We start from the raw sequence: 23,539 nt of genomic DNA, 5'->3' as shown, positions 1-23,539 counted from the left end.
TTCTTAAGTCCTGGGGATCAACCCTTTTTAATGATCGCTTCGGCAATGTTCGAAGGCGCCTCTGAATAACCAGAGAACTCCATCGCATAGGACGCCCGGCCTTGCGTTGCAGAACGCAGGTCGGTGGCGTAACCGAACATTTCCGACAACGGAACCTCTGCACGGATGACCTTACCGGCAGGACCTTCGTCCATGCCCTGGATAACGCCGCGACGACGGTTCAGGTCGCCCACAACATCACCCATGTAATCTTCCGGCGTCACAACTTCAACACGCATGATCGGCTCGAGCAGTGCCGGGTTCGCCTCGAGGGCACCCTTCTTCATTGCCATGGAACCAGCGACCTTGAAGGCCATCTCGTTCGAGTCGACGTCGTGGTAGGAACCGTCGTACAGGGTTGCCTTGATACGCAGCAGCGGATAACCGGCCAGACAGCCGTTCTGCATCTGCTCTTCAATACCCTGCTGAACTGCCGGGATGTATTCCTTGGGAACAACACCACCAACAATCTCATTCACGAAGATAAAGTTTTCGCCATCTTCATCATCCAGCGGCAACGGCTCAAGCTTGATCTTGACGTGACCATACTGACCACGACCACCAGACTGACGCACGAATTTGCCTTCGACGTCTACCGACTTGCGAATGCGCTCACGGTAGGCCACCTGCGGCTTGCCGATGTTCGCCTCTACCTTGAACTCGCGACGCATACGGTCAACGATGATGTCCAGGTGAAGCTCACCCATGCCAGAGATGATAGTCTGACCGGATTCTTCGTCGGTACGAACGCGGAACGACGGATCTTCCTGAGCCAGCTTACCCAGGGCAACGCCCATCTTTTCCTGGTCCGCCTTGGACTTCGGCTCAACAGCAACGGAGATTACCGGCTCCGGGAATTCCATGCGCTCGAGAATGATCTTGTGATTCTCGTCGCACAGGGTGTCACCGGTGGTCACGCTCTTCAGGCCGATCGCAGCAGCGATGTCGCCCGCCAGTACTTCTTTGATTTCCTGGCGATCCTTGGAGTGCATCTGAACCATACGACCGACGCGCTCTTTCTTGCCTTTGACCGAGTTGTAAACGGCATTACCGGACTCAAGCTTACCGGAGTAAACCCGGAAGAAGGTCAGCGTGCCCACAAACGGGTCTGTGGCGATCTTGAACGCCAGTGCCGCGAACGGCGCATCATCATCCGCCTCACGAAGCTCCTCGGTACCGTCTTCGTCAACTTCACCACGGATGGCCTTGACTTCGTCCGGCGCCGGCAGGAACTCAATAACGGAATCCAGAACCGCCTGGACACCCTTGTTCTTGAACGCAGAACCACAGGTAGCAACAACGATCTCGTTCGCCAGGGTACGCATACGCAGACCCTTCTTGATATCGTCGATGGAGAGCTCACCCTCTTCGAGGTACTTTTCCATCAACTCTTCGTTGGCTTCTGCAGCAGCTTCAACCATCTGCTCGCGGTACATGGCGACTTCGTCTTCCATTTCCGCGGGAACGTCTTTCTGCTCGTAAGTTGCGCCAGAGTCAGCTTCGTTCCAGTAGATAGCCTTGTTCCGGATCAGGTCAACGATACCGGCGAAGTTGTCTTCAGCACCGATCGGCAACTGGATGGGAACGCAGTTCGCACCGAGACGCTTTTTGATCTGCTCGACGACGCGCAGGAAGTTTGCACCGGCACGGTCCATCTTGTTGACGAACACCATGCGGGGAACTTCGTACTTGTTGGCCTGACGCCATACAGTCTCGGACTGCGGCTCAACACCGGAGGAACCACAGAACACGACAACCGCACCGTCGAGTACGCGCAGGGAGCGCTCTACTTCGATAGTGAAGTCAACGTGCCCCGGGGTGTCGATGATGTTGATCCGGTGCTCCGGGTACTGCTTGTCCATACCCTGCCAGAATGTCGTAGTCGCAGCAGAGGTGATGGTAATACCACGCTCCTGCTCCTGCTCCATCCAGTCCATGGTAGCTGCACCATCATGAACTTCACCGATCTTGTGGGAAATACCTGTATAGAACAGTACCCGCTCGGTGGTCGTGGTTTTGCCCGCATCAACGTGCGCACAAATACCAATGTTTCTGTAACGCTTGATAGGAGTCTTGCGTGCCACTGTATAAACCTCGGCTGATTAGAAACGGAAGTGAGAGAACGCCTTGTTGGCTTCTGCCATGCGGTGAACATCTTCACGCTTCTTAACAGCGGAGCCTTTGCTGTCAGCGGCGTCCAGGATTTCACCAGCCAGACGCTGAGCCATGGACTTCTCACCGCGCTTCCGTGAATATTCTACGAGCCAGCGCATTGCCAACGCGTTCTGACGGGAAGGCCGTACTTCGACAGGCACCTGGTAAGTAGCACCACCAACACGACGGGACTTAACCTCAACCATCGGCTGGATGTTCTCCAGGGCCTTCTCGAACATGTCGATCGGCTCTTCTTTGGATTTCTCGGCAACAATGTCCAGAGCGCCGTAAACAATGCGCTCTGCGGTAGACTTCTTGCCACTTTCCATCACGTGGTTGATGAACTTGGCAAGACGTGCACTGCCGAATTTCGGATCCGGGATAATTTCCCGTTTAGCTGCAACTCTTCTTCTAGGCATCGATAAGCCCTTATATATCTAAAAGGTCTTCAGGAACCCCTGAGATAGCAAATGCTACTCAGCCTTACTCTTACCGTTCTGACAAGCAACGATAAAAGACACCCGCTCGGGACATCAGGACTTGGGTCGTTTTGCACCGTACTTGGAGCGGCCCTGCTTACGGTTCTGTACACCCTGGGTGTCCAGCGTTCCGCGAACAGTGTGATAGCGCACACCCGGAAGGTCTTTTACTCGACCGCCACGGATAAGCACAACACTGTGCTCCTGAAGGTTGTGACCTTCACCACCAATGTATGAGGAAACCTCGTAGCCGTTGGTCAGACGAACACGGCACACTTTACGCAGTGCTGAGTTCGGCTTCTTCGGCGTTGTGGTATACACACGAGTGCACACACCACGGCGCTGAGGGCAGGCCTGGAGAGCAGGAACATCGCTCTTGGCTACCTTGCGCTTACGAGGCTTACGCACCAACTGATTAATCGTTGCCATGTAAGCAAACTCCAAAAAACCATATCAATGAAACTTACCCCCTGTGCAGGGGGTAAAATTTAAGGGACGCAAGTGTAAGCCTGCGCCCCCGGACAGTCAAGATGACTGGTCTCTTTTTGACCACCTCTCGGGTAGGTAACTACCCGGAGGCGGCGCGTCGTCCCAACTCAGCTTTCGCGGTTGAGCTCGGCACTCAGAGCTTCTTCCACGTCGGCCGCGGTTACGCCCTGCTCTTCCAGGTCACGCTTGCGACGACGCTCGTTGTGGTATGCCAGACCGGTACCGGCCGGAATCAGTCGACCAACCACAACGTTTTCCTTCAGGCCGCGCAGGTAATCACGCTTACCGGTAACCGCACCTTCGGTGAGTACCCGGGTAGTTTCCTGGAACGAAGCCGCAGAAATGAACGACTCGGTGGCCAGGGAAGCCTTGGTGATACCCAGCAGCAGACGCTCGAACCGTGCAGGCTCTTTGTCGGCGGCATCGGCCTTCTCGTTTTCTTCCAGCACCTGGGTGATTTCCACCTGGTCGCCGGAGAGCAGAGTGGTATCGCCGGGATCGGTGATTTCCACCTTCCGCAGCATCTGACGAACGATAACCTCAATGTGTTTATCGTTGATGACAACACCCTGCAGCCGGTAAACGTCCTGGATTTCGTTGGTGATGTACTTGGCCAGTTCAACCACACCCAGCAGACGCAGAATATCGTGCGGGTTGGACGGACCGTCCGAGATTACCTCACCCTTCTCAACGGTCTCGCCTTCGAAGACGTTGAGCTGACGGTGCTTCGGAATCAGAACTTCGTAAGCATCCCCATCCTTCGGTGTGATAACCAGACGCTTTTTGCCCTTGGTTTCCTTGCCGAACGAGACCATACCGCTGATTTCAGCCAGGATGGAGGATTCCTTCGGACGACGGGCCTCGAACAGGTCGGCAACCCGCGGCAGACCACCGGTGATATCCCGGGTCTTGGAGCTTTCCTGCGGGATCCGTGCTACCACGTCACCCAGTTCGATCCGCGCACCGTTGGCCATGGTGACCAGAGCGTTTGCCGGCAGGAAGAAGATCGCAGTACCGCCACCTGGCAGCTCCACTTCTTCACCCTTCTCATCAATGAGCTGGATCGCAGGACGAATGTCCTTACCAGCTGCAGGACGCTCCTTGGAGTCGATGACCTCCATGGTGGACAGGCCCGTCAATTCGTCGGTCTGGGTGCGGACAGTGATGCCCTGGTCCATGTTGACGAATTTCGCGGTACCACCAGCCTCGGCGATGATCGGGTGGGTGTGCGGATCCCACTTGGCAACCACAACGCCCGCTTCAACCGCATCACCGTGCTTGACGGATAGAACAGCACCGTATGGCAGCTTGTACCATTCACGCTCACGACCCTGGTCATCGGCAATGGCCAACGCGGAGGAACGGGAAATCACCACCAGAGTACCGTCGGCCTTCTCGATCGACTTCATATTGTGCAGACGGACGGTACCGCCATGCTTGACCTGGATATTGTCCACCGCGGACGCCCGGCTGGCCGCACCACCAATGTGGAAGGTACGCATAGTCAGCTGGGTACCCGGCTCACCGATGGACTGCGCAGCGATAACGCCCACAGCTTCACCGACGTTAACCTCGTGACCACGGGCCAGATCACGGCCGTAGCACTTGGAGCAGATACCGTGGCGGGTTTCACAGGTGATCGCAGAGCGAACCCAGACTTCATCCACACCGGCCCGCTCGAGGGTTTCAACGGCCTTCTCGTCCAGCAGAGTGCCGGCTTCGATAACGGCGTTGTCCTTGTCGGTCGGAGTAAACGCATCACGGGCGGTCACACGACCCAGAACCCGGTCACCCAGCGGTACTACAACGTCGCCACCTTCGATGTGCGGCGTCATCAGCAGACCTTCGTCGGTACCACAGTCAGGCTCGGTAACGACCAGATCCTGGGAGACGTCTACCAGACGACGGGTCAGGTAACCGGAGTTCGCGGTCTTCAGAGCGGTATCCGCCAGACCCTTACGGGCACCGTGAGTGGAGATGAAGTACTGGAGTACGTTCAGACCTTCACGGAAGTTCGCAGTAATCGGCGTTTCGATGATAGAGCCGTCCGGCTTGGCCATAAGGCCACGCATACCGGCCAGCTGACGGATCTGGGCCGCGGAACCCCGGGCGCCGGAATCGGCCATCATGTAAACCGAGTTGAACGACTCCTGCATCAGGTATTCGCCGTCCTCGCCCTTCACCGGCTGTCCGTCAGGCCCGATAACCTGCTCCTTCGCCAGACGCTCCATCATGGCTTTGGAAACTTTATCGTTGGCACGTGACCAGATGTCGATAACCTTGTTGTACTTCTCGCCCTGGGTCAGCAGACCGGATGCGTACTGGGTTTCGATATCCTTCACCTCAGCGGATGCGGCATCAACCAGCTCGTACTTCTCCGGCGGAATCTCGAAATCGTTGAAACCAATAGAGATACCGGAAACGGTCGCGTAGTGATAACCCATGTACATCAACTGATCCGCGAAGATGACGGTGTCTTTCAGACCGGCATCACGGTAGCAGGTGTTGATCAGGTTAGAGATTGCCTTCTTGACCATCGGCTTGTTGACCAGCTCGTAGGACAGGCCATCAGGCACGATGTCAAACAGCAGAGCACGACCAACCGTGGTATCAACAATCTTGTATTGCTCGGTACGGGAGCCATCTTCGGCAATCGCCACTTCCTTCACGCGAACCTTGACGATCGCCTGAAGGTCGACCTTGCCAGCGCCGTAGGCACGATGCGCCTCTTTGACGTCGGCAAACACCATACCCTCACCCAGGGCGCTCTTGCGCTCACGGGTCATGTAGTACAGGCCGAGTACCACGTCCTGGGACGGCACGATAATCGGCTCGCCGTTGGCCGGCGACAGCACGTTGTTGGTGGACATCATCAGCGCACGGGCTTCGAGCTGGGCTTCCAGGGTCAGCGGTACGTGAACCGCCATCTGGTCGCCGTCAAAGTCGGCGTTGTAGGCCGCACATACCAGCGGATGCAGCTGGATCGCCTTGCCTTCGATCAGAACCGGCTCGAACGCCTGGATACCCAGACGGTGCAGGGTCGGCGCACGGTTCAGCATGATCGGATGCTCACGGATGACTTCGTCCAGGATATCCCAGACCACGCCTTCCTCGCGCTCGACCATCTTCTTGGCGGCCTTGATGGTGGTCGCCAGGCCGCGGTGCTCCAACTTGGAGAAAATAAACGGCTTGAACAATTCCAGTGCCATCTTCTTTGGAAGACCACACTGGTGCAGGCGCAGGTACGGACCGACCACGATCACTGAACGACCGGAGTAGTCCACACGCTTACCAAGCAGGTTCTGACGGAAACGACCCTGCTTACCCTTGATCATGTCAGCCAGGGACTTCAGCGGGCGCTTGTTGGTGCCGGTAATGGCCCGGCCACGGCGTCCGTTGTCCAGCAGCGCGTCAACGGCTTCCTGCAGCATCCGTTTCTCGTTACGCACGATGATATCCGGAGCGTTCAGCTCCAGCAGGCGCTTGAGACGGTTGTTCCGGTTGATCACCCGACGGTAAAGATCGTTCAGATCAGAGGTCGCGAAGCGGCCACCGTCCAGCGGTACCAGCGGGCGCAGATCCGGCGGAAGCACCGGCAGCACGGTCATGACCATGTCGCCTGGCTTGTTGCCGGAATACAGGAACGCCTCAAGAATTTTCAGACGCTTGCTGAACTTCTTGATCTTGGTTTCGGAGTTGGTCTGCGGAATCTCCTCACGTAGGGCATCGACCTCTTCCTGCAGGTCAATACCTTCAAGGAGCTCCTTGACCGCTTCGGCACCCATGCGGGCGTCGAACTCGTCACCGAATTCTTCCAGGGCTTCATAGTACTGCTCATCGTTCAGCAGCTGGCCCTTCTCCAGGGTGGTCATCCCCGGATCGATAACAATAAAGGACTCGAAGTACAGGACCCGCTCGATATCGCGCAGGGTCATGTCCAGCATCAGACCGATACGGGACGGCAGTGACTTCAGGAACCAGATGTGCGCGACCGGGCTGGCCAGCTCGATGTGGCCCATCCGCTCACGGCGGACACTGGCCAGCGCAACCTCAACGCCACACTTCTCGCAGATAACACCGCGATGCTTGAGGCGCTTGTATTTACCGCACAGGCACTCGTAGTCCTTGATCGGGCCGAAGATCTTGGCACAGAAAAGACCGTCGCGCTCCGGCTTGAAGGTACGGTAGTTAATGGTCTCAGGCTTCTTCACTTCGCCAAAGGACCAGGAACGGATCATGTCAGGCGACGCCAGGCCAATACGGATGGCGTCGAATTCCTTGCTTTGGTTCTGGCTCTTGAGAAGATTCAGCAAATCTTTCATCAGTAAAAGCTCCGGATGGCGTTAATCTCGGGCGGGCACTGGTCGTGCCCGCTCACGCTGCCAAAAACAATTCGGCTCACTCGGATTCCAGCTCGATGTCGATACCCAGCGAGCGGATTTCCTTGACAAGAACGTTGAAGGATTCGGGCATGCCCGGCTCCATCCGATGATCGCCATCGACAATGTTCTTGTACATCTTGGTCCGACCGTTCACGTCATCAGACTTGACGGTGAGCATCTCCTGCAGCGTGTAAGCCGCACCGTAGGCCTCGAGAGCCCACACTTCCATCTCACCGAAGCGCTGGCCACCGAACTGCGCCTTACCACCCAGCGGCTGCTGGGTAACCAGGCTGTAAGAGCCGGTGGAACGAGCATGCATCTTGTCGTCGATCAGGTGGTTCAGCTTCAGGATGTACATGTAGCCAACCGTTACCGGGCGGTCGAACATATCACCAGTACGACCGTCATACAGCATGGTCTGACCGGTGGTGCTCAGTCCCGCAAGCTCAAGCATGCGCTTGACCTCGGCTTCCTTGGCACCGTCGAATACCGGCGTTGCCATGGGCACACCGCCGCGAAGGTTGTGGCACATCTCCAGGATTTCCTTGTCGGACAGGGAATCCAGGTCCACCTTGAACACTTCGTCTGAGTGATTGTAGATCTCATCCAGCAGCTTGCGTAATTCAGCCACCTTGCGCTGCTCGTCCAGCATCTGGCTGATACGCTCACCCAGACCCTTGGCTGCAGCACCCAGATGAGTCTCAAGCACCTGACCTACGTTCATCCGCGAGGGAACACCCAGCGGGTTCAGAACCACGTCAACGGTGTTGCCGTGCTCGTCGTAAGGCATGTCTTCGATCGGCATCACCGAGGAAATAACACCCTTGTTACCGTGACGACCGGCCATCTTGTCACCCGGCTGGATACGACGCTTGATAGCCAGGTATACCTTGACGATCTTCAGTACGCCCGGTGCGAGGTCGTCGCCCTGCTGAAGCTTGCCTTTCTTGTCGTCAAAGCGCGCTTCGTGTTCCTTCTTGCGGTCTTCCAGACCCTGCTCGGATTTCTCCAGCAGCTCGTTCAGGCTCTCGTCTTTCATCCGGAGCTTGAACCAGTCAGAACGCGGCAGCTCGGCCAGATAGCTCTCTTCGAGGGTGGCGCCTTTCTTCAGGCCCGGCCCACTGATCACTTCCTGCCCTTTCAGAGCACTCATCAGACGCTCGAATGTGGCACCTTCGACAATCCGGTACTCGTCCTTCAGATCCTTGCGGTACTGGTCCAACTGCTCTTTCTCGATGGACTGGGCACGCTGATCCTTCTCGATACCGTCGCGGGTAAAGACCTGCACGTCGATAACGGTGCCGCGGGTGCCGGTCGGCACGCGGGAGGAGGTGTCCTTAACATCGGACGCCTTCTCACCGAAGATGGCACGCAGCAGCTTCTCTTCCGGCGTCAGCTGGGTCTCACCCTTCGGTGTGACCTTGCCTACCAGAATGTCACCGGGGCCCACTTCAGCACCGATGTAAACAATACCGGACTCATCCAGCTTGGACAGCGCACTTTCACCAACGTTCGGAATATCCGCGGTGATTTCTTCGCTACCCAGCTTGGTATCCCGAGCCACACACGTCAGTTCCTGGATGTGGATGGTGGTCAGGCGATCTTCCTGCACCACTTTCTCGGAGATGAGGATGGAGTCCTCAAAGTTGTAACCGTTCCAGGGCATGAACGCGATGCGCATGTTCTGCCCCAGGGCCAGTTCACCCAGATCCACGGACGGACCGTCGGCCAGCACGTCGCCACGGGCAATCACGTCACCCTGACGCACGATGGAACGCTGGTTGATACAGGTGTTCTGGTTTGAACGGGTGTACTTGGTCAGGTTGTAGATATCCACACCTGCATCACCCGCTTCGGTTTCCTCGTTATTGACACGAACTACGATACGGGCCGCGTCGACACTCTCAATCACACCGCCACGACGGGCCGTGACACAGACACCGGAGTCCTGCGCCACCGTACGCTCTACACCCGTACCTACGAGAGGTACCTGGGAACGCAGGGTCGGAACCGCCTGACGCTGCATGTTGGCACCCATCAGTGCCCGGTTGGCGTCGTCGTGCTCGAGGAACGGAATCAGAGACGCAGCCACCGAAACTACCTGGCGCGGAGAGACGTCCATGAAGTTGACGCTTTCCGGCGGAGTAACGGTAAATTCGTTCTGATGGCGAACGGTAACCAGCTCGTCAGTCAGACGCTTGGTCTTCTCGTCCATGGCTGCGCTGGCCTGGGCAATGACGTAGTTGCTCTCCTCGATAGCGGAAAGGTAAACCACTTCATCGGTGACCACGCCATTTTCGACCTTCCGGTACGGGCTCTCGAGAAAACCGTAGGAGTTGGACCGCGCGTAAGTCGCCAGCGAGTTGATCAGACCGATGTTCGGACCTTCCGGCGTCTCGATCGGGCATACACGACCGTAGTGGGTCGGGTGTACGTCACGAACCTCAAAGCCTGCACGCTCACGGGTCAGACCGCCAGGGCCCAACGCAGAGATACGACGCTTGTGCGTGACCTCGGAGAGCGGGTTGTTCTGGTCCATGAACTGGGACAACTGGCTGGAGCCGAAGAATTCTTTAACCGCGGCAGCCACCGGCTTGGCGTTAATCAGATCCTGCGGCATCAGGCCTTCACTTTCAGCAAGGCTCAGACGCTCACGAACCGCGCGCTCAACGCGCACAAGCCCGACACGGAACTGGTTTTCGGCCATTTCGCCAACACAGCGAACACGACGGTTACCCAGGTTATCGATGTCGTCCACATTGCCCTGGCCGTTACGGATATCGATCAGAGTCTTCAGAACATCGATGATGTCTTCGTGAGTCAGCGTGCCTTCACCGGTGCTCTCTTCACGGCGCAGACGACGGTTGAGCTTCATCCGGCCAACCGCAGACAGATCGTACCGCTCTTCAGAGAAAAACAGGTTGTTGAACAGATTCTCAGCCGACTCCTTGGTGGGCGGCTCACCCGGGCGCATCATACGGTAGATCTCAACCAGCGCTTCCAGCGGCGTGCGGGTCGGATCGATACGCAGGGTGTCGGACATGAAGGGTCCGCAGTCCAGGTCGTTGGTGTAAAGGGTTTCGATTTCCTTCACGCCAGCGTCGAGGATCTTGGTAACCAGCTCTTCGGTCAGCTCGGAGTTACACTCCACCAGGACTTCACCGGAAGCCTGATCGATCATGTCTTTCGCCAGTACACGGCCGTACAGGTACTCGGTCGGCACCTCAAGCTCGTTGATGCCGGCTTTTTCCAACTGCTTGATGTGGCGGGCCGTAATCCGGCGACCTTCCTCGACAATCACGTTACCGTCATTGTCCTTGATATCGAAGGTTGCGATGTCGCCACGCAGACGGCTCGGCACCAGCTCCAGCTTGCACACTTCCGCGCCCAGGCTGAATTTACTGGTTTCGAAGAACATCTCCAGCATCTGCTCGGAGGTGTAGCCCAGGGCACGCAACAGAATGGATGCCGGAAGCTTACGACGACGGTCGATACGAACGAACACGGAGTCCTTCGGATCAAACTCGAAGTCCAGCCAGGAACCACGGTAAGGAATCACCCGGGCAGAATACAGCAGCTTGCCGGAGGAATGGGTCTTGCCCTTATCGTGATCGAAGAACACACCCGGAGACCGGTGGAGCTGGGAAACAATAACGCGCTCGGTACCGTTGATAACGAAGGTACCGTTCTCGGTCATCAGGGGCATCTCGCCCATGTAGACTTCCTGCTCTTTAATGTCCTTGATCGCCTTGTTGGACGATTCCTTATCGTAAATGATAAGGCGGACCTTCACCCGCAGCGGCGCTGCATAGGTTACGCCCCTAAGCTGGCATTCCTTGACATCAAAAACCGGCTCGCCAATACGATAGCTCACGTATTCGAGCGCGGCATTGCCAGAGTAACTGACAATCGGGAATACGGATTTGAATGCTGCGTGAAGACCGGTTTCCCGGCGGTCTTCAGGAGCGGCTTCCATTTGGAGGAAGTCCCGGAACGAATCCAGCTGAATAGACAGCAAATAGGGGACGTCCATCACGGAAGGCAATTTACTAAAATCTTTGCGAATCCGCTTTTTCTCAGTGTAGGAGTAAGTCATCTGCATTCCCCAGCTTTAGACCTGATACCTGGTATCAAGAAGCAACCAATGTTCTGCTTCGGGGCCGAATTGCTCGGCTTATCGCGCCGTCTTGAACAAGACTCTGGCTGTAGGTTATAGATCTGACATCAACCTGCAATTGCTCACCAGACTCTATAGCATATACAACAGAAAAAGGCCGGTGGCCCAAAGCCACCAGCCTGTCCATGCTTATCGCACGGTTTCGATCAACAGCCGACTCTTACTTGAGCTCAACAGAAGCGCCTGCTTCCTCAAGCTTCTTCTTGGCTTCTTCAGCGTCGTCTTTGCTAGCTGCTTCCTTGATAACGGAAGGAGCGCTGTCGACCATTTCCTTGGCTTCTTTCAGACCCAGGCCAGTCAGTTCACGAACGGCCTTGATTACGTTTACTTTCTTCTCACCAGGACCGGTAAGTACAACGTCAAACTCGGTCTGCTCTTCAGCAGCGGCTTCGCCACCACCAGCAGCTGCCGGCGCAGCAGCAACGGCTGCAGCGGCAGAAACACCGAATTTTTCTTCCATTGCTTCAACCAGCGCAACTACGTCCATTACGCTCATTTCAGCGATTGCGTTCAAAATGTCTTCGTTAGACAGAGCCATGACTTTCTCCCAAAAATATAAAAAATGGTGTTCAACAGAATCAAGCAGCTTCTTGCTTCTGGTCGCGAACTGCCGCTACAGCACGAGTCACTTTCGAAGGAACTTCGTTCAGTGTCCGTGCCAGCTTGGTGATCGGTGCCTGTGTTACTGCGGCCAGCATTGTCAGCGCTTCGTGACGTGTTGGCAGCTTGGCAAGACGGTCGATCTGGTCTGCACCCATCAGCTCTCCGCCGACGGCCAGTGCCTTAATCTCGAACGCCTCTTTCTCTTTCGCAAAATCCTTCAACAGACGCGCTGCCGCGCCCGGATCTTCCATAGAGAATGCCAGAATGGTCGGGCCGACCAGGGCTTCGTCGATGCACTCGAACTCGGTACCGCGAATCGCGATCTTCGCCAGGTTGTTACGAACAACCTTCAGACGCACGTTTTCGGCACGAGCCTTGGCACGAAGCGCCGTCATGTCACCAGAGGTAACACCACGGTAGTCAGCCATAACCACAGACAGAGCACCACCGGCAGTCTCGTTGACTTCAGCGACGATCGCTTTCTTGTCTTCGAGTCTAATTGCCACTGGATTTCTCCTCGATTTCGCCGGGTCTTCCCGGCAAACCCACATATACCCCTCGCGGGGCTCCTAACGGTGTTTGGGTTCAGAGAGAACGTCTTCACACCGTCTGCGCAGGCGTTGCTTTAACCCTTGCAGCACTTCCAGTCAGACCGAAAGTGCTTCGAGGGCCTGCGGTCTTTGACAGCCTTGGCTTCCGCCCAGACTACAAAGTAACCACCGATCAAAGGATCAAATAGCGAGACCGCTCTGATCGATAGTCAGGCCAGGACCCATAGTCGAGGAAATGGTGATCTTTTTGAGATACACACCTTTCGCCGACGACGGCTTGGCCTTTTTCAGATCTGCTACCAGAGCTTCAAGGTTTTCCTTGATGTTCTGCGCAGAGAATTCAACGTTACCCAGCGGAGCGTGGATAATACCGTTCTTGTCGGTGCGGTAACGAACCTGACCGGCCTTGGCGTTCTTGACCGCAGTCTCGACGTCAGGAGTCACAGTACCCACCTTCGGGTTCGGCATCAGGCCACGGGGACCAAGAATCTGGCCCAGCTGACCAACAACACGCATGGCGTCCGGAGTGGCGATAACCACGTCGAAATCCATGTTGCCTTTCTTAACTTCGTCCGCCAGATCGTCCATGCCTACAACGTCTGCACCAGCAGCCGTTGCTTTCTCGGCATTGGCGCCCTGGGTAAATACAGCGACGCGAACGGTCTTGCCGGTGCCGTGAGGCAGAACAGTGCTGCTACGGACAACCTGGTCGGATTTACGTGCGTCAACGCCCAGATTGACGGCTACGTCGACAGACTCTTTGAACTTCACGTTCTGGCCCAGCTCAACCAGCAGTGCAACTGCTTCGTCGACAGAGTAGGAACGAGTAGAGTCTACCTTTTCACGAATAAGCTTCTGACGCTTGCTCAGCTTCGCCATGTTACAGGCCCTCCACGTTCAGGCCCATGCTGCGGGCTGTTCCTGCAATGGTACGTACCGCTGCGTCCATATCGGCTGCAGTCAGGTCCGGCTCTTTGGTCTTGGCAATTTCTTCAAGCTGCTCGCGGGTCACGGTACCGACTTTCTCGGTATTCGGACGACCGGAGCCACTCTTGATGCCAGCGGCCTTCAGGAGAAGAACCGGTGCAGGCGGAGTCTTGGTAATAAAGGTAAAGCTGCGATCACTGTAAACGGTGATCACGGTCGGAATCGGCAGACCAGGCTCCATGTCCTGAGTCTGGGCGTTGAACGCCTTGCAGAATTCCATGATGTTTACGCCGCGCTGACCCAGTGCAGGACCAACGGGGGGACTCGGGTTGGCCTTGCCGGCAGCAACCTGAAGCTTGATGTACGCTTCAATTTTCTTTGCCATGATAGATCTCCTGTGGGTTCAAACGCCTCTCGGCTCCCCGTTTTTACAACTGCTAAGAGCAGACACAAAAAGCCCGCGTCGCTTGAGCGCGCGAGCTTTCAGCTTTCCCGTTACCGGTCAGTCTTTTTCGACCTGCCCAAACTCCAGCTCTACCGGAGTTGAACGACCAAAGATCAGAACGGCAACCTTGACCCGACTCTTGTCGTAGTCAACTTCCTCAACCACACCATTGAAGTCCGCAAAAGGACCTTCAACAACGCGAACAATCTCACCCGGCTCGAACAGCGTCTTCGGCTTGGGCTTGTCTGCACCGCTTTCGACTCGACGAAGGATCGCTTCCGCTTCCTTTTCGGTGATCGGTGCAGGCTTATCCTTGGTACCACCAATAAAACCAAGAACACGCGGGGTGTTCTTCACAAGGTGCCACGTCGCATCGTCCATTTCCATCTGGACCAGTACGTACCCGGGATAGAATTTGCGCTCACTCTTGCGCTTCTTCCCTTCTCGCATTTCGACGACTTCCTCGGTCGGAACCAGGATCTCGCCGAAACGGTCTTCCATCTCGTGCAGCGCAACGCGCTCCCTGAGAGTGCGCATCACCTGCTTTTCGAAGCCAGAATACGCATGAACGACGTACCAGCGCTTAGCCATTGCCCACTCCTGTTAACCGATAAACCCGGCGACCAGCCAGCTGATCAACGAATCCATACCCCACAACAACAGAGCCACAACGAGCACAAACACCACAACAATCGCTGTCGTCTGCACGAGCTCGGGCCTGGTGGGCCATACCACTTTCCGGATCTCGACTCTCGCTTCCTTCAGCAGCGTCGCGAAGCGACGACCACGGTCGGTCTGGAGGGCAACAAGCGCCGCCACAATTGCGAGACCTACAAGAGCCAGAACCCGATACAGCAGAGACTCGGCACTATAATACTGATTCCCCACCACACCGATGGCGATCAGAACGAAAACAACCAGCCACTTCACGAAATCGAAACGGCTGGCTGACTGAACGGCTTTTGACTCCATAGGAATCAACTTATGTATCCGGATGTTAAAAAATGGCAGGCCAGGAGGGAATCGAACCCCCAACCTGCGGTTTTGGAGACCGCTGCTCTGCCAATTGAGCTACTGGCCTGCACCGAAACAACTCAGTGCACTTACTCTCGAGTCTATTACTCGATAATCTTGGAGACTACGCCGGCACCAACGGTACGGCCGCCTTCACGAATCGCGAAGCGCAGGCCATCTTCCATGGCGATCGGAGCAATCAGGGTAACACTCATCTTGACGTTGTCACCCGGCATAACCATTTCCACACCTTCCGGCAGTTCGCAAGAACCGGTCACGTCGGTGGTACGGAAGTAGAACTGCGGACGATAGCCCTTGAAGAACGGAGTATGACGGCCGCCTTCTTCTTTGGACAGTACGTACACTTCGCACTCGAACTTGGTGTGCGGAGTGATGGAACCCGGAACCGCCAGAACCTGACCACGCTCAACGTCGTCACGCTTGGTGCCACGCAGAAGCGCACCAATGTTCTCACCGGCACGACCTTCGTCCAGCAGCTTGCGGAACATCTCAACACCAGTACAAGTGGTCTTCACGGTATCCTTGATACCAACGATTTCCACTTCGTCACCAGTCTTGATAACGCCACGCTCAACACGGCCGGTCACAACAGTACCACGACCAGAGATAGAGAAGACGTCCTCGATCGGCATCAGGAACGGCTGATCGATCGCACGCTCCGGCTCGGGGATGTAGTCATCCAGAGCTTCTACCAGCTTCTTAACAGCGGTAGTACCCATCTCGTTGTCGTCTTTGCCTTCCAGCGCCATCAGCGCAGAACCGGTGATGATCGGAGTGTCGTCACCCGGGAAGTCGTACTGGCTCAGCAGGTCACGAACTTCCATCTCAACCAGCTCGAGCAGCTCTTCATCGTCTACCATGTCCGCTTTGTTCAGGAACACAACGATGAAAGGTACGCCAACCTGACGGGACAGCAGGATGTGCTCACGGGTCTGCGGCATGGGGCCGTCAGCTGCGGAGCAAACCAGGATCGCGCCGTCCATCTGCGCTGCACCAGTGATCATGTTCTTCACATAGTCAGCGTGGCCCGGGCAGTCTACGTGAGCGTAGTGGCGATTCGGGGAATCGTACTCAACGTGGGAAGTCGCAATAGTAATACCACGCGCCTTCTCTTCCGGTGCGTTATCGATCTGGTCGAAGGCACTCGCAGAGCCTGTACCCCAAACTTCGTGACATACACGGGTCAGGGCAGCAGTCAAAGTGGTTTTACCATGGTCAACGTGACCAATGGTGCCTACGTTCAAGTGCGGCTTATTACGTTCAAACTTAGACTTAGACATTCGACCAATCTCCCTAATCAACCAGGATCGTAACGTTGACCGGATAAATAATGGAGCTCATGGGCGGATTTGAACCGCCGACCTCACCCTTACCAAGGGTGTGCTCTACCAACTGAGCTACATGAGCATTACAAAACAAATTGGAGCGGGCAGCGGGAATCGAACCCGCGTCATCAGCTTGGAAGGCTGAGGTAATAGCCACTATACGATGCCCGCGAGCAATTTAGTGGTGGAGGGGGCAGGATTCGAACCTGCGAAGGCGATGCCGTCAGATTTACAGTCTGATCCCTTTGGCCACTCGGGAACCCCTCCGAGTCGGATTCGCGTGAGCAAATCCGTCAAAACTTAAAGTGGAGCTGGCGGACGGAATCGAACCCCCGACCTGCTGATTACAAGTCAGCTGCTCTACCAACTGAGCTACGCCAGCTCACATTCGCCTCGTCAGCGAGGGCGGTATACTACGGATTTTTTTCTGGCGTTGCAACACCTTCACAAGGCCTGATTTCAACGAAATCAAAATTGCTGCCGTAATCCGCTTTCACCGCCTGAACCAGTTCTTCAGCGAGTTCTGGTTCCGCCTCAAAAGAGAGCGCGTAGCTTATCTGATTTCGGGGGAAGTTGACCAGTACCGCATTAAGATTCTGACGTTTTTTTTCTTCCAGCACGGAAATTGCAGATTCGCGGGACTCGAACAGCCCCAGCGAAATGGCATTGCGGTTTTCGCCCTCGGTAACCAGATAGGAGTCGATCCCCTGCCTCTGAATGTCACGGAACTGGCTCAGGGCGACAGCCTCGGGCTGGGGTGGAATAAGAACCCAGTGCAGGGGTGCCAGCTCTCTTTCGACTTCTTCAATCCTGAAACCCGCCTCCTCCGCGAGAGGTTGACTGTCCACCAGGCTTCGGGCGCGCTCCGCGGTTTCAATCCATCCAAGGCGGGCACAGGACATTTCGGATTCGTCGGCGGGTGCACCAGGCCCGACACCGGAGTCTGCCGGCCCCGGCGATTTGAGGCTGGCCACCCTTGGCAGGCTGCCACTGGCAACATTGGCCATGCCGCCCGATGGCCCCACGAAGTCCGGCAGGTAATAAATAGCAATACTCACCAGCACCAGCACCAACGCCAACCACCTCATCCGGAGGTTTCCTCCGCATGAATTGCACGAAGTCCCGACAACACAAGATCCGGGCGAGAAATACCGGGCAGACCAAGACCGATAAGCCGGTCAGCATCGCCGCCAGTAACCAGAATTTCAGACAGTGACAGTTTTCGGGCGTCAGCGATCACCCGCTCAATCATCGCAGCAGACAGCCAGGCAAGACCATGGTTCACGCATTCTCCGGTACTCTTGCCAGGGTCCGTTGCCAGCCCCTGGTCCGGGTCGAACCAGATCCGGGCGGCATCGGTCCGGAGACTGCGCAGCATCATCTGCAGGCCAGGAAGAATATAACCACCCAGATGCTGACCATGCCGATCAACATAATCGACAGTAACGGCACTGCCTGCGTCCAAGACCGCAAAGCCCTGCCTGTGATCGAGCCAGGCACCGTACATTCCATGCCACCGATCAGCCCCCATTCTCGAGACATCCTGGTAGGCGTTCATGAGGCCATTCCGGGACTGTTCCGACCAGTAAAAGCGAACCGGCGCCTGACACAGCTTCTCGACGGAGCCCGCCAAATGAGTTCGCCTTTCTTCAGAGGCGACGGTGGATATGGCGACAGACACAACCTTTCCGATCAGTTCTCCCGACATGCCCAGGGGGTTCTCGTCTTCGAGAGAGCCGGTCCCCGAGGCCAGAACCTCATCCTGGTTTGCAAGACACCACTTCAGCCGGGTGTTACCCGCGTCAATAAACAGATTCATTTTGCCACTCGCAGACTGATTTCCCCTGCGCGCACCGGAACAAGCCCGTTTTCGGTCCGGATTTGATAGTTGCCGGCGTCATCAATGCCACAACCGACACCTTCGACATCACCGCCCCGGGCCTTGAGCGATTTTCCCATGAACACATCGCGACGCTGCCAGGACTCCCGAAAATCTGCAAACCCGATATCCGAGAACAGCGCGACAGCATCGAATACAGCATCGATGATTGCACCACCGATCTGGCTGCGCGACCACTCGACTTGAGGGCAGGCCCTGGCGAGGCTGCTCCAGGGTTGATCGACGCCATCAGCCCGGGACATATGTACATTCAGCCCGATACCCGCAATTACCTGCACCACGCCTTCCTCCAGCTCACCCTGGAGCTCCACCAGGATGCCGCCAAGCTTGCCGTCCGGCAGAAAAATATCATTTGGCCACTTGAGTCCGACCTCCGGCACTCCCAGTCGTTCCAGGGCATTGGCCACCGCAACGCCGAGCACCAGACTCAACCCATCCAGTACTCCGAAGCCGCCGTGGAAGGTGAGCCCCATGCTCAGGTACAGGTTTTCGCCCCGGGGGCTTTGCCATACACGCCCCCGTCGGCCTCGGCCGGACGTCTGACAGTCGGCGATAGCCACCGGGACACCCTTGCTTCCGGCGTTAATCTGCCTGATCACCTCGGCATTGGTCGAGTCAACCTCGTCGAGGACTGTCAGTGAAAGCTCCTGTTCCCGGCCGGCGGCAATTTCACGAAGCACCCGTGCCCTATCGAGCAGGTCGACCCGGGACACCAGCTGATATCCACGTCCGCGAATCGTGGCAATGTCAGCACCTTCCTCCATCGCGCGACGAATCTGCTTCCAGATTGCGGTACGACTAACCCCGAGCTTTTCGGCCAGCGCGGCTCCGGAGTGAACCTGACCGTCACTGAGCAGCTCTATAAGTGCTTTGGATTTCATAAGATGCATCCAGCCATGAAATTGGGTAAGGCCGGATTAAACACCAGGGAAGGGAAAAAGACAAAGTTGACGGCGTCGCTTTGCGAACCGCCTGCGGGAAGATCAGGGAATCGGGGTTGCGGTCAGATTGGCCTTGATATCAAAGTTCTGCATTTTGACGCCATAGACGGCCGTCTGAGCACCACCAACGGGATGAACCAGGTCGATATTGTTGATCGAGAGTTCCTTGAACCGGCTTCTCGCCTTCACAGCAAACCCGAGCGGTCTGTTGTCGGCCTCGGCGAGGGTTGGATTGGAGACATAGCGGTAACCGGCAGTGGACGAACCATCCATGATTTTTTCATCGCCCCGGTTGCCTGTCACTCCCATTGCATCCGGACCGTCCTCCTTCTTCACAACCCGGGTTTGATAGACATCCACGGAAAGATCGGTCCGTAGCCCAAACGAGTTGTCGTCTACGCCATCACCATCAAAGTCCCCACCATCGCTGGTATGGATATCGTTCAGAACGAGGCTCGTCCCGGTTCCGTTCATGGCCTCACCAACACCGCTGCTTTGCCGGTTGGTTTCCCAGGTCAGCGAGTTCTTCCGGGCTTCATTGATGGCCTTGGCAAGCACCTGCTTCAGGCGGACCGTCAGCCCCTCCTCACCCCGGGTTTCCCAGACGCCTCCGGAAGCCGCACAGGCGGATGGACTATCACCCATGCCACCGGCGCAGACATCGCCGGCCCCGCCGGGGACGACGGTCATGCTGCTGCCGGTTTCGTATTTCTGAATCACGAACCTCCCGAAACTCTGACCGGTTTCCTTGTCGCCGATTCTCAGATTGCCGATATCCATGGTGCTCCAGGATTCGCCCATGATCACCGCAAGCCCTTCCTGCCTGACATCAACGGTCATGTCGCGCACATGCGCGTCATAATCCAGTTCAGTAATCCAGAGGCCCTTCTGGGGAATTTCACCATTACCTTCATCGTAGGGCACCGCGATAATCGCCGCCTTGCCGTTCCTGATGCTGACATCGGAATTGATGGTTATCCCCTCACCCGATGCGCCGCCTGCACCGAGCGTCACATGGCCATCAAGCTCGAATTCGTAAGCCGGATAGAACCCCAGTGCCAGCAGCAGCTCTGTGCCACCCTGCAAGGGGGCGTCATCACTTCCTACTCGCAGACCGTTGATCCGGTAGCCGGCCCTGATGTCCTCGAAACCAATCCGCAGACCATCGAAGAACTCGGTACCGTTGGTGACGCCATCTCGAGTTACATTGACCGTTACATCGCCCTGCCCCCAGGACTGCAGGCCACTGAAGATCACCCGGTTGCCGTCTTCGGTGTAGCTGAAATCGGCAAGCCGAAGACTCCATTCAGTGGCAAGTCGCAAGCCCTGCGGCCCGGCGTCAGGGTGTCCACCCCCCTGCAGATAGATCGCATTGGAATAGCTGCGGCCGTTGAACACCTGATCTTCAAGCAAAAAGCTGACATTCACCTGACCGATACTCTTGCCATTGCCACCCACCTCAATAGCGCCAATGCTGAATTCACCATCCATGGAGCCAAGGGTCAGGGCCAGGGCCGATCTATTCTGCCAGTCGGTCGCCACATCGAGCCGGAGGTCGTTAATCCGATAGACGCCAGTGATGTCTCGAAGCGCGAGGGCCTTTCCGTCATCCCTATATAGAAAAGAGGCCGAGTGTATAACGGTCTCGTTATCGATTCGAAGGCCCTCTCCGGATCGGCCGCCGGCAGTCAGGCTGGTGCTGGAGGAAAGCTCGTAACTTCCACTCAGGCTGCCATAGCTGGGTAGAGGCTGTCCGTTGCCGGAATCGACGGATACGCCATGATTCAGGGGGTTGCTGCTGTAACGAATCGCGCCGACTTCCCAATCCCCGGTTATTCTGGGCGCATTCAGAGCCAGAGTGTCGCCGACCACATCCAGGGTTACTCCCAGTGCCTCCACATTCATGGTGATATCGTCCAGAAAAACTTCATTGCCATTGGTGCGATATCCCAGACGGCCGCCAGTCATCGTGTAGGCGGAGTCAAAGGTATATCCGGCCCCGCCAACGGAGCTGCCCTGCCTTATACTTAAATACCCTTCCAGAGAATGATCGAAAAAGATCCCCCCCATACTGACACCGGGGGCCCCGGCGAGCCGGATATCACCGAACTCGATCCGTCGGTCTTTCACCAGGTAATCGAGGTTAAGGGATGCATCCTCCTCAACATCGATGCGAATCAGGTGGAATGCCTGACCAGAAGGATCAACGGCGGAACCAATGCGAAAACCGTCCAGATGGATGCCGCTGCCATCATCAACATAGGACAGTCGATCTGCCGTCACGCCAAGATCGAGCTCTACGGACAAACCACTCTGGCCGCTGATGTTTGCCAGCGTGGAATCGTCCAGGCTTTTCATGTCGGCGACCACCGGGGAGGCGAGGACCACACAAAACAGCCCAGTGGCCATCGGGGCAAGTTGTTTGATTTTGTCTGGCGCGCCCATAACCGTTAACCTCTTCAATCTCACGGATTCCCCGCCGGGAACACGAGCAGGTTTCCTTCCATCACAACGTCACCCCGCATATCAACAGAGAATATGTCGGTCTGCTGAAAGCCGGGGTCGGTGGGCCGGGCCGTGCTGCTGGAAGAAATCTTGAATTGAACGTCGTTGAACCGAACCGTATTGGGCAGCCCAAGCTCCAGCACATCCCGATTGAACAGTTCGCCATCACCACCGAATCCCGAATCGACTTTGCGGACCCGCAGTGTCAGGCCCTCAAACGCGAAATTGCCCCGAATATCATCAAGCACCATCCATCCGCCGTTTTCTTTCAGCCGGTAAGCAAAACGGGCGCCACACTTCTTGTCCACGTCATCACAACGTCCGAAATAACTGTTCTCGACCGGACCGCCCATTTCATTGATGCTGATATCGCCGGACAGGTAGATCCCACCCTGTCCGGAGATATCCGAGAGAGCTTCATCTCCCAGGCGGGCGAGTTCGGCAAGGCTGGGGAGTGAAAACAGAAAAACAGGGAGAGCCAGTATTGTTCTGCGCAGAAAGGATTTCATTGGCTCAGATCCCTGGTCTTAATGTTCAAGTGTTGTATCAGCATTCCCTGTACACGGGCCGAACCAAAATCGCGGTCGCCAACACTGAAATTTCCGATCTTGAGATTGCTACGAAACTCCGGGTTCGTGTAGTAGGACTCGTAGAAATCCCAGGCATCCGCATCACTGCTGCCGCGGAGACCGTCGGCACCGATCTCGCCCGGCTGAGGGCGCCGAATTGCAGCAACCTCCACTACAAAGTTTCCACTGCCATCAACGTCGAAGAATACCGGTTGAAGCTGGTTGCCAATCGCCAGTTCGAGCGCAAAATTGCTCATCAGTATTCGTGATCCGCAGGTGGAACCGTCCTGTACGCAGGCATTGATAGAAAGTTCCGGGGAATAGAAATTCAGCTTGAACTGGCCGACCATCTGGCGCCGATCGTTATCGCCCCAAAGGCGCAGATAGCTACCATCGATGACAGCACTCTTTGCGTGGATATTGATATTGGCAGACCGGTCGTCACCAACTGCCACGTTCATCTGCATGCCGATGTCCGCTCGTTCCCCGATGTATCCAGCGGACGCCGGGCGACTCGAACAGGTGCCGCTGCCAGGACCGGCCCCGGAGTCCATGCAGTCATAACCCTGGTCGCTATTGACCATGGCACTGGCCGCGAACTCCAGCACCGCCTTGTTAGCGATACCAATATCATTGCCATCCACCATATCAATTTTCCACGGGTTCAGGAGTCTCCCGAGATTGACCGGGCCCAGGGTCTCTCCGTAGTTGCTATTGGCCCCGGCGATGTAGAGATGGTTTACCGTAATATCGACATCACGGCCGTCGGTGCTTTTGATCCCGCCAATCCGGAAAATGCGTGCCTGCTCTCCCGAGGCATCCGGCTCATCCGTTCCGTGGGAGAATTTGAAATTCTCCAGTACAAGGCCGATCCCGGCTCCATCAATCGAGGACATTTCAGTTTCCGAAAGCCCCTGAAGTTCCGCCTCAACAGGCACTGGGGCGGTCAGAACAGCCGCCACCACCGGAAGGAGCCGCGCGAAAACAGGAAGCTGACTGAAACTCAACCATTTCATAC

Annotated in this window: 18 protein-coding genes and 5 tRNA genes; all 23 read right to left on the bottom strand. The window is 56.4% G+C overall.

Annotated features, from left to right (window positions below):
* Positions 1-17: 17 nt before the first annotated feature.
* The 23 genes from fusA to ACP86_RS12960 all read right to left on the bottom strand — a co-directional run bounded on the left by fusA (position 18) and on the right by ACP86_RS12960 (position 23,537).
* Entirely contained in the window at positions 18-2,123 is a 2,106-nt protein-coding gene (gene fusA, locus ACP86_RS13070) for an elongation factor G (RefSeq protein WP_008174849.1), read from the bottom strand.
* An 18-nt stretch (positions 2,124-2,141) separates the two neighbouring features.
* A complete protein-coding gene (gene rpsG / locus ACP86_RS13065; protein WP_008174847.1) occupies positions 2,142-2,612 on the bottom strand; it encodes a 30S ribosomal protein S7 in 471 nt (156 codons plus the stop codon).
* Positions 2,613-2,726: 114 nt separating this feature from the next.
* Positions 2,727-3,101, bottom strand: a complete 375-nt coding sequence (gene rpsL, locus ACP86_RS13060; RefSeq protein ID WP_008174844.1) for a 30S ribosomal protein S12 — start codon at positions 3,099-3,101, stop codon at positions 2,727-2,729.
* Positions 3,102-3,268: 167 nt separating this feature from the next.
* On the bottom strand, positions 3,269-7,483 hold the full coding sequence (gene rpoC, locus ACP86_RS13055; RefSeq protein WP_008174840.1) for a DNA-directed RNA polymerase subunit beta': 4,215 nt from the start codon (positions 7,481-7,483) through the stop codon (positions 3,269-3,271).
* A gap of 76 nt (positions 7,484-7,559) precedes the next feature.
* Positions 7,560-11,639: a DNA-directed RNA polymerase subunit beta gene (gene rpoB / locus ACP86_RS13050; protein ID WP_053115533.1), complete on the bottom strand. Its 4,080-nt coding sequence runs from the start codon at positions 11,637-11,639 to the stop codon at positions 7,560-7,562.
* A 241-nt stretch (positions 11,640-11,880) separates the two neighbouring features.
* Positions 11,881-12,258: a 50S ribosomal protein L7/L12 gene (gene rplL / locus ACP86_RS13045; protein WP_008174836.1), complete on the bottom strand. Its 378-nt coding sequence runs from the start codon at positions 12,256-12,258 to the stop codon at positions 11,881-11,883.
* A gap of 40 nt (positions 12,259-12,298) precedes the next feature.
* Positions 12,299-12,829: a 50S ribosomal protein L10 gene (gene rplJ, locus ACP86_RS13040; protein ID WP_008174835.1), complete on the bottom strand. Its 531-nt coding sequence runs from the start codon at positions 12,827-12,829 to the stop codon at positions 12,299-12,301.
* A gap of 225 nt (positions 12,830-13,054) precedes the next feature.
* Positions 13,055-13,753, bottom strand: a complete 699-nt coding sequence (rplA, locus tag ACP86_RS13035) for a 50S ribosomal protein L1 (RefSeq protein WP_008174833.1) — start codon at positions 13,751-13,753, stop codon at positions 13,055-13,057.
* 1 nt (position 13,754) lies between these two features.
* Positions 13,755-14,186, bottom strand: a complete 432-nt coding sequence (rplK, locus tag ACP86_RS13030) for a 50S ribosomal protein L11 (protein ID WP_008174831.1) — start codon at positions 14,184-14,186, stop codon at positions 13,755-13,757.
* Positions 14,187-14,303: 117 nt separating this feature from the next.
* Positions 14,304-14,837, bottom strand: a complete 534-nt coding sequence (gene nusG, locus ACP86_RS13025; protein WP_008174829.1) for a transcription termination/antitermination protein NusG — start codon at positions 14,835-14,837, stop codon at positions 14,304-14,306.
* Positions 14,838-14,849: 12 nt separating this feature from the next.
* Positions 14,850-15,218 carry a preprotein translocase subunit SecE gene (secE, locus tag ACP86_RS13020; protein WP_008174826.1) on the bottom strand — a complete coding sequence of 123 codons (369 nt, stop codon included), beginning with the start codon at positions 15,216-15,218 and terminating at the stop codon, positions 14,850-14,852.
* Positions 15,219-15,251: 33 nt separating this feature from the next.
* Positions 15,252-15,327: transfer RNA gene (locus tag ACP86_RS13015), tRNA-Trp, on the bottom strand.
* A 37-nt stretch (positions 15,328-15,364) separates the two neighbouring features.
* Positions 15,365-16,561, bottom strand: coding sequence for an elongation factor Tu (tuf, locus tag ACP86_RS13010; RefSeq protein WP_008174851.1), 1,197 nt, complete (start codon positions 16,559-16,561; stop codon positions 15,365-15,367).
* A gap of 51 nt (positions 16,562-16,612) precedes the next feature.
* A tRNA-Thr gene (locus ACP86_RS13005) sits at positions 16,613-16,688 on the bottom strand.
* A gap of 14 nt (positions 16,689-16,702) precedes the next feature.
* A tRNA-Gly gene (locus tag ACP86_RS13000) sits at positions 16,703-16,777 on the bottom strand.
* A gap of 11 nt (positions 16,778-16,788) precedes the next feature.
* Positions 16,789-16,873, bottom strand: a tRNA-Tyr gene (locus ACP86_RS12995).
* A 39-nt stretch (positions 16,874-16,912) separates the two neighbouring features.
* Positions 16,913-16,988: transfer RNA gene (locus tag ACP86_RS12990), tRNA-Thr, on the bottom strand.
* Between the two features lie 31 nt (positions 16,989-17,019).
* Positions 17,020-17,694: a hypothetical protein gene (locus tag ACP86_RS12985; protein ID WP_227507717.1), complete on the bottom strand. Its 675-nt coding sequence runs from the start codon at positions 17,692-17,694 to the stop codon at positions 17,020-17,022.
* A complete protein-coding gene (locus tag ACP86_RS12980; protein ID WP_008174817.1) occupies positions 17,691-18,425 on the bottom strand; it encodes a type III pantothenate kinase in 735 nt (244 codons plus the stop codon). The genes ACP86_RS12985 and ACP86_RS12980 overlap by 4 nt, the downstream gene beginning before the upstream one ends.
* The gene (locus ACP86_RS12975) at positions 18,422-19,387 is read right to left on the bottom strand and encodes a biotin--[acetyl-CoA-carboxylase] ligase (protein ID WP_053114295.1); all 966 of its coding nucleotides are present in this window, start codon (positions 19,385-19,387) and stop codon (positions 18,422-18,424) included. Before ACP86_RS12975 ends, ACP86_RS12980 begins: the two co-directional genes overlap by 4 nt.
* Before the next feature lie 102 nt (positions 19,388-19,489).
* Positions 19,490-21,892: a DUF6160 family protein gene (locus tag ACP86_RS12970; RefSeq protein WP_053114293.1), complete on the bottom strand. Its 2,403-nt coding sequence runs from the start codon at positions 21,890-21,892 to the stop codon at positions 19,490-19,492.
* A gap of 20 nt (positions 21,893-21,912) precedes the next feature.
* A complete protein-coding gene (locus tag ACP86_RS12965; protein ID WP_053114291.1) occupies positions 21,913-22,461 on the bottom strand; it encodes a hypothetical protein in 549 nt (182 codons plus the stop codon).
* The gene (locus ACP86_RS12960; protein WP_053114289.1) at positions 22,458-23,537 is read right to left on the bottom strand and encodes a hypothetical protein; all 1,080 of its coding nucleotides are present in this window, start codon (positions 23,535-23,537) and stop codon (positions 22,458-22,460) included. The genes ACP86_RS12965 and ACP86_RS12960 overlap by 4 nt, the downstream gene beginning before the upstream one ends.
* Positions 23,538-23,539: the final 2 nt, after the last annotated feature.

It is taken from the genome of Marinobacter sp. CP1 (genome assembly GCF_001266795.1).
GTDB classification, from domain to species: Bacteria; Pseudomonadota; Gammaproteobacteria; order Pseudomonadales; family Oleiphilaceae; genus Marinobacter; species Marinobacter flavimaris.
The sequence above is the reverse complement of the archived record's forward strand: the minus strand, read 5'-3'. Positions and strand labels throughout refer to the sequence as shown.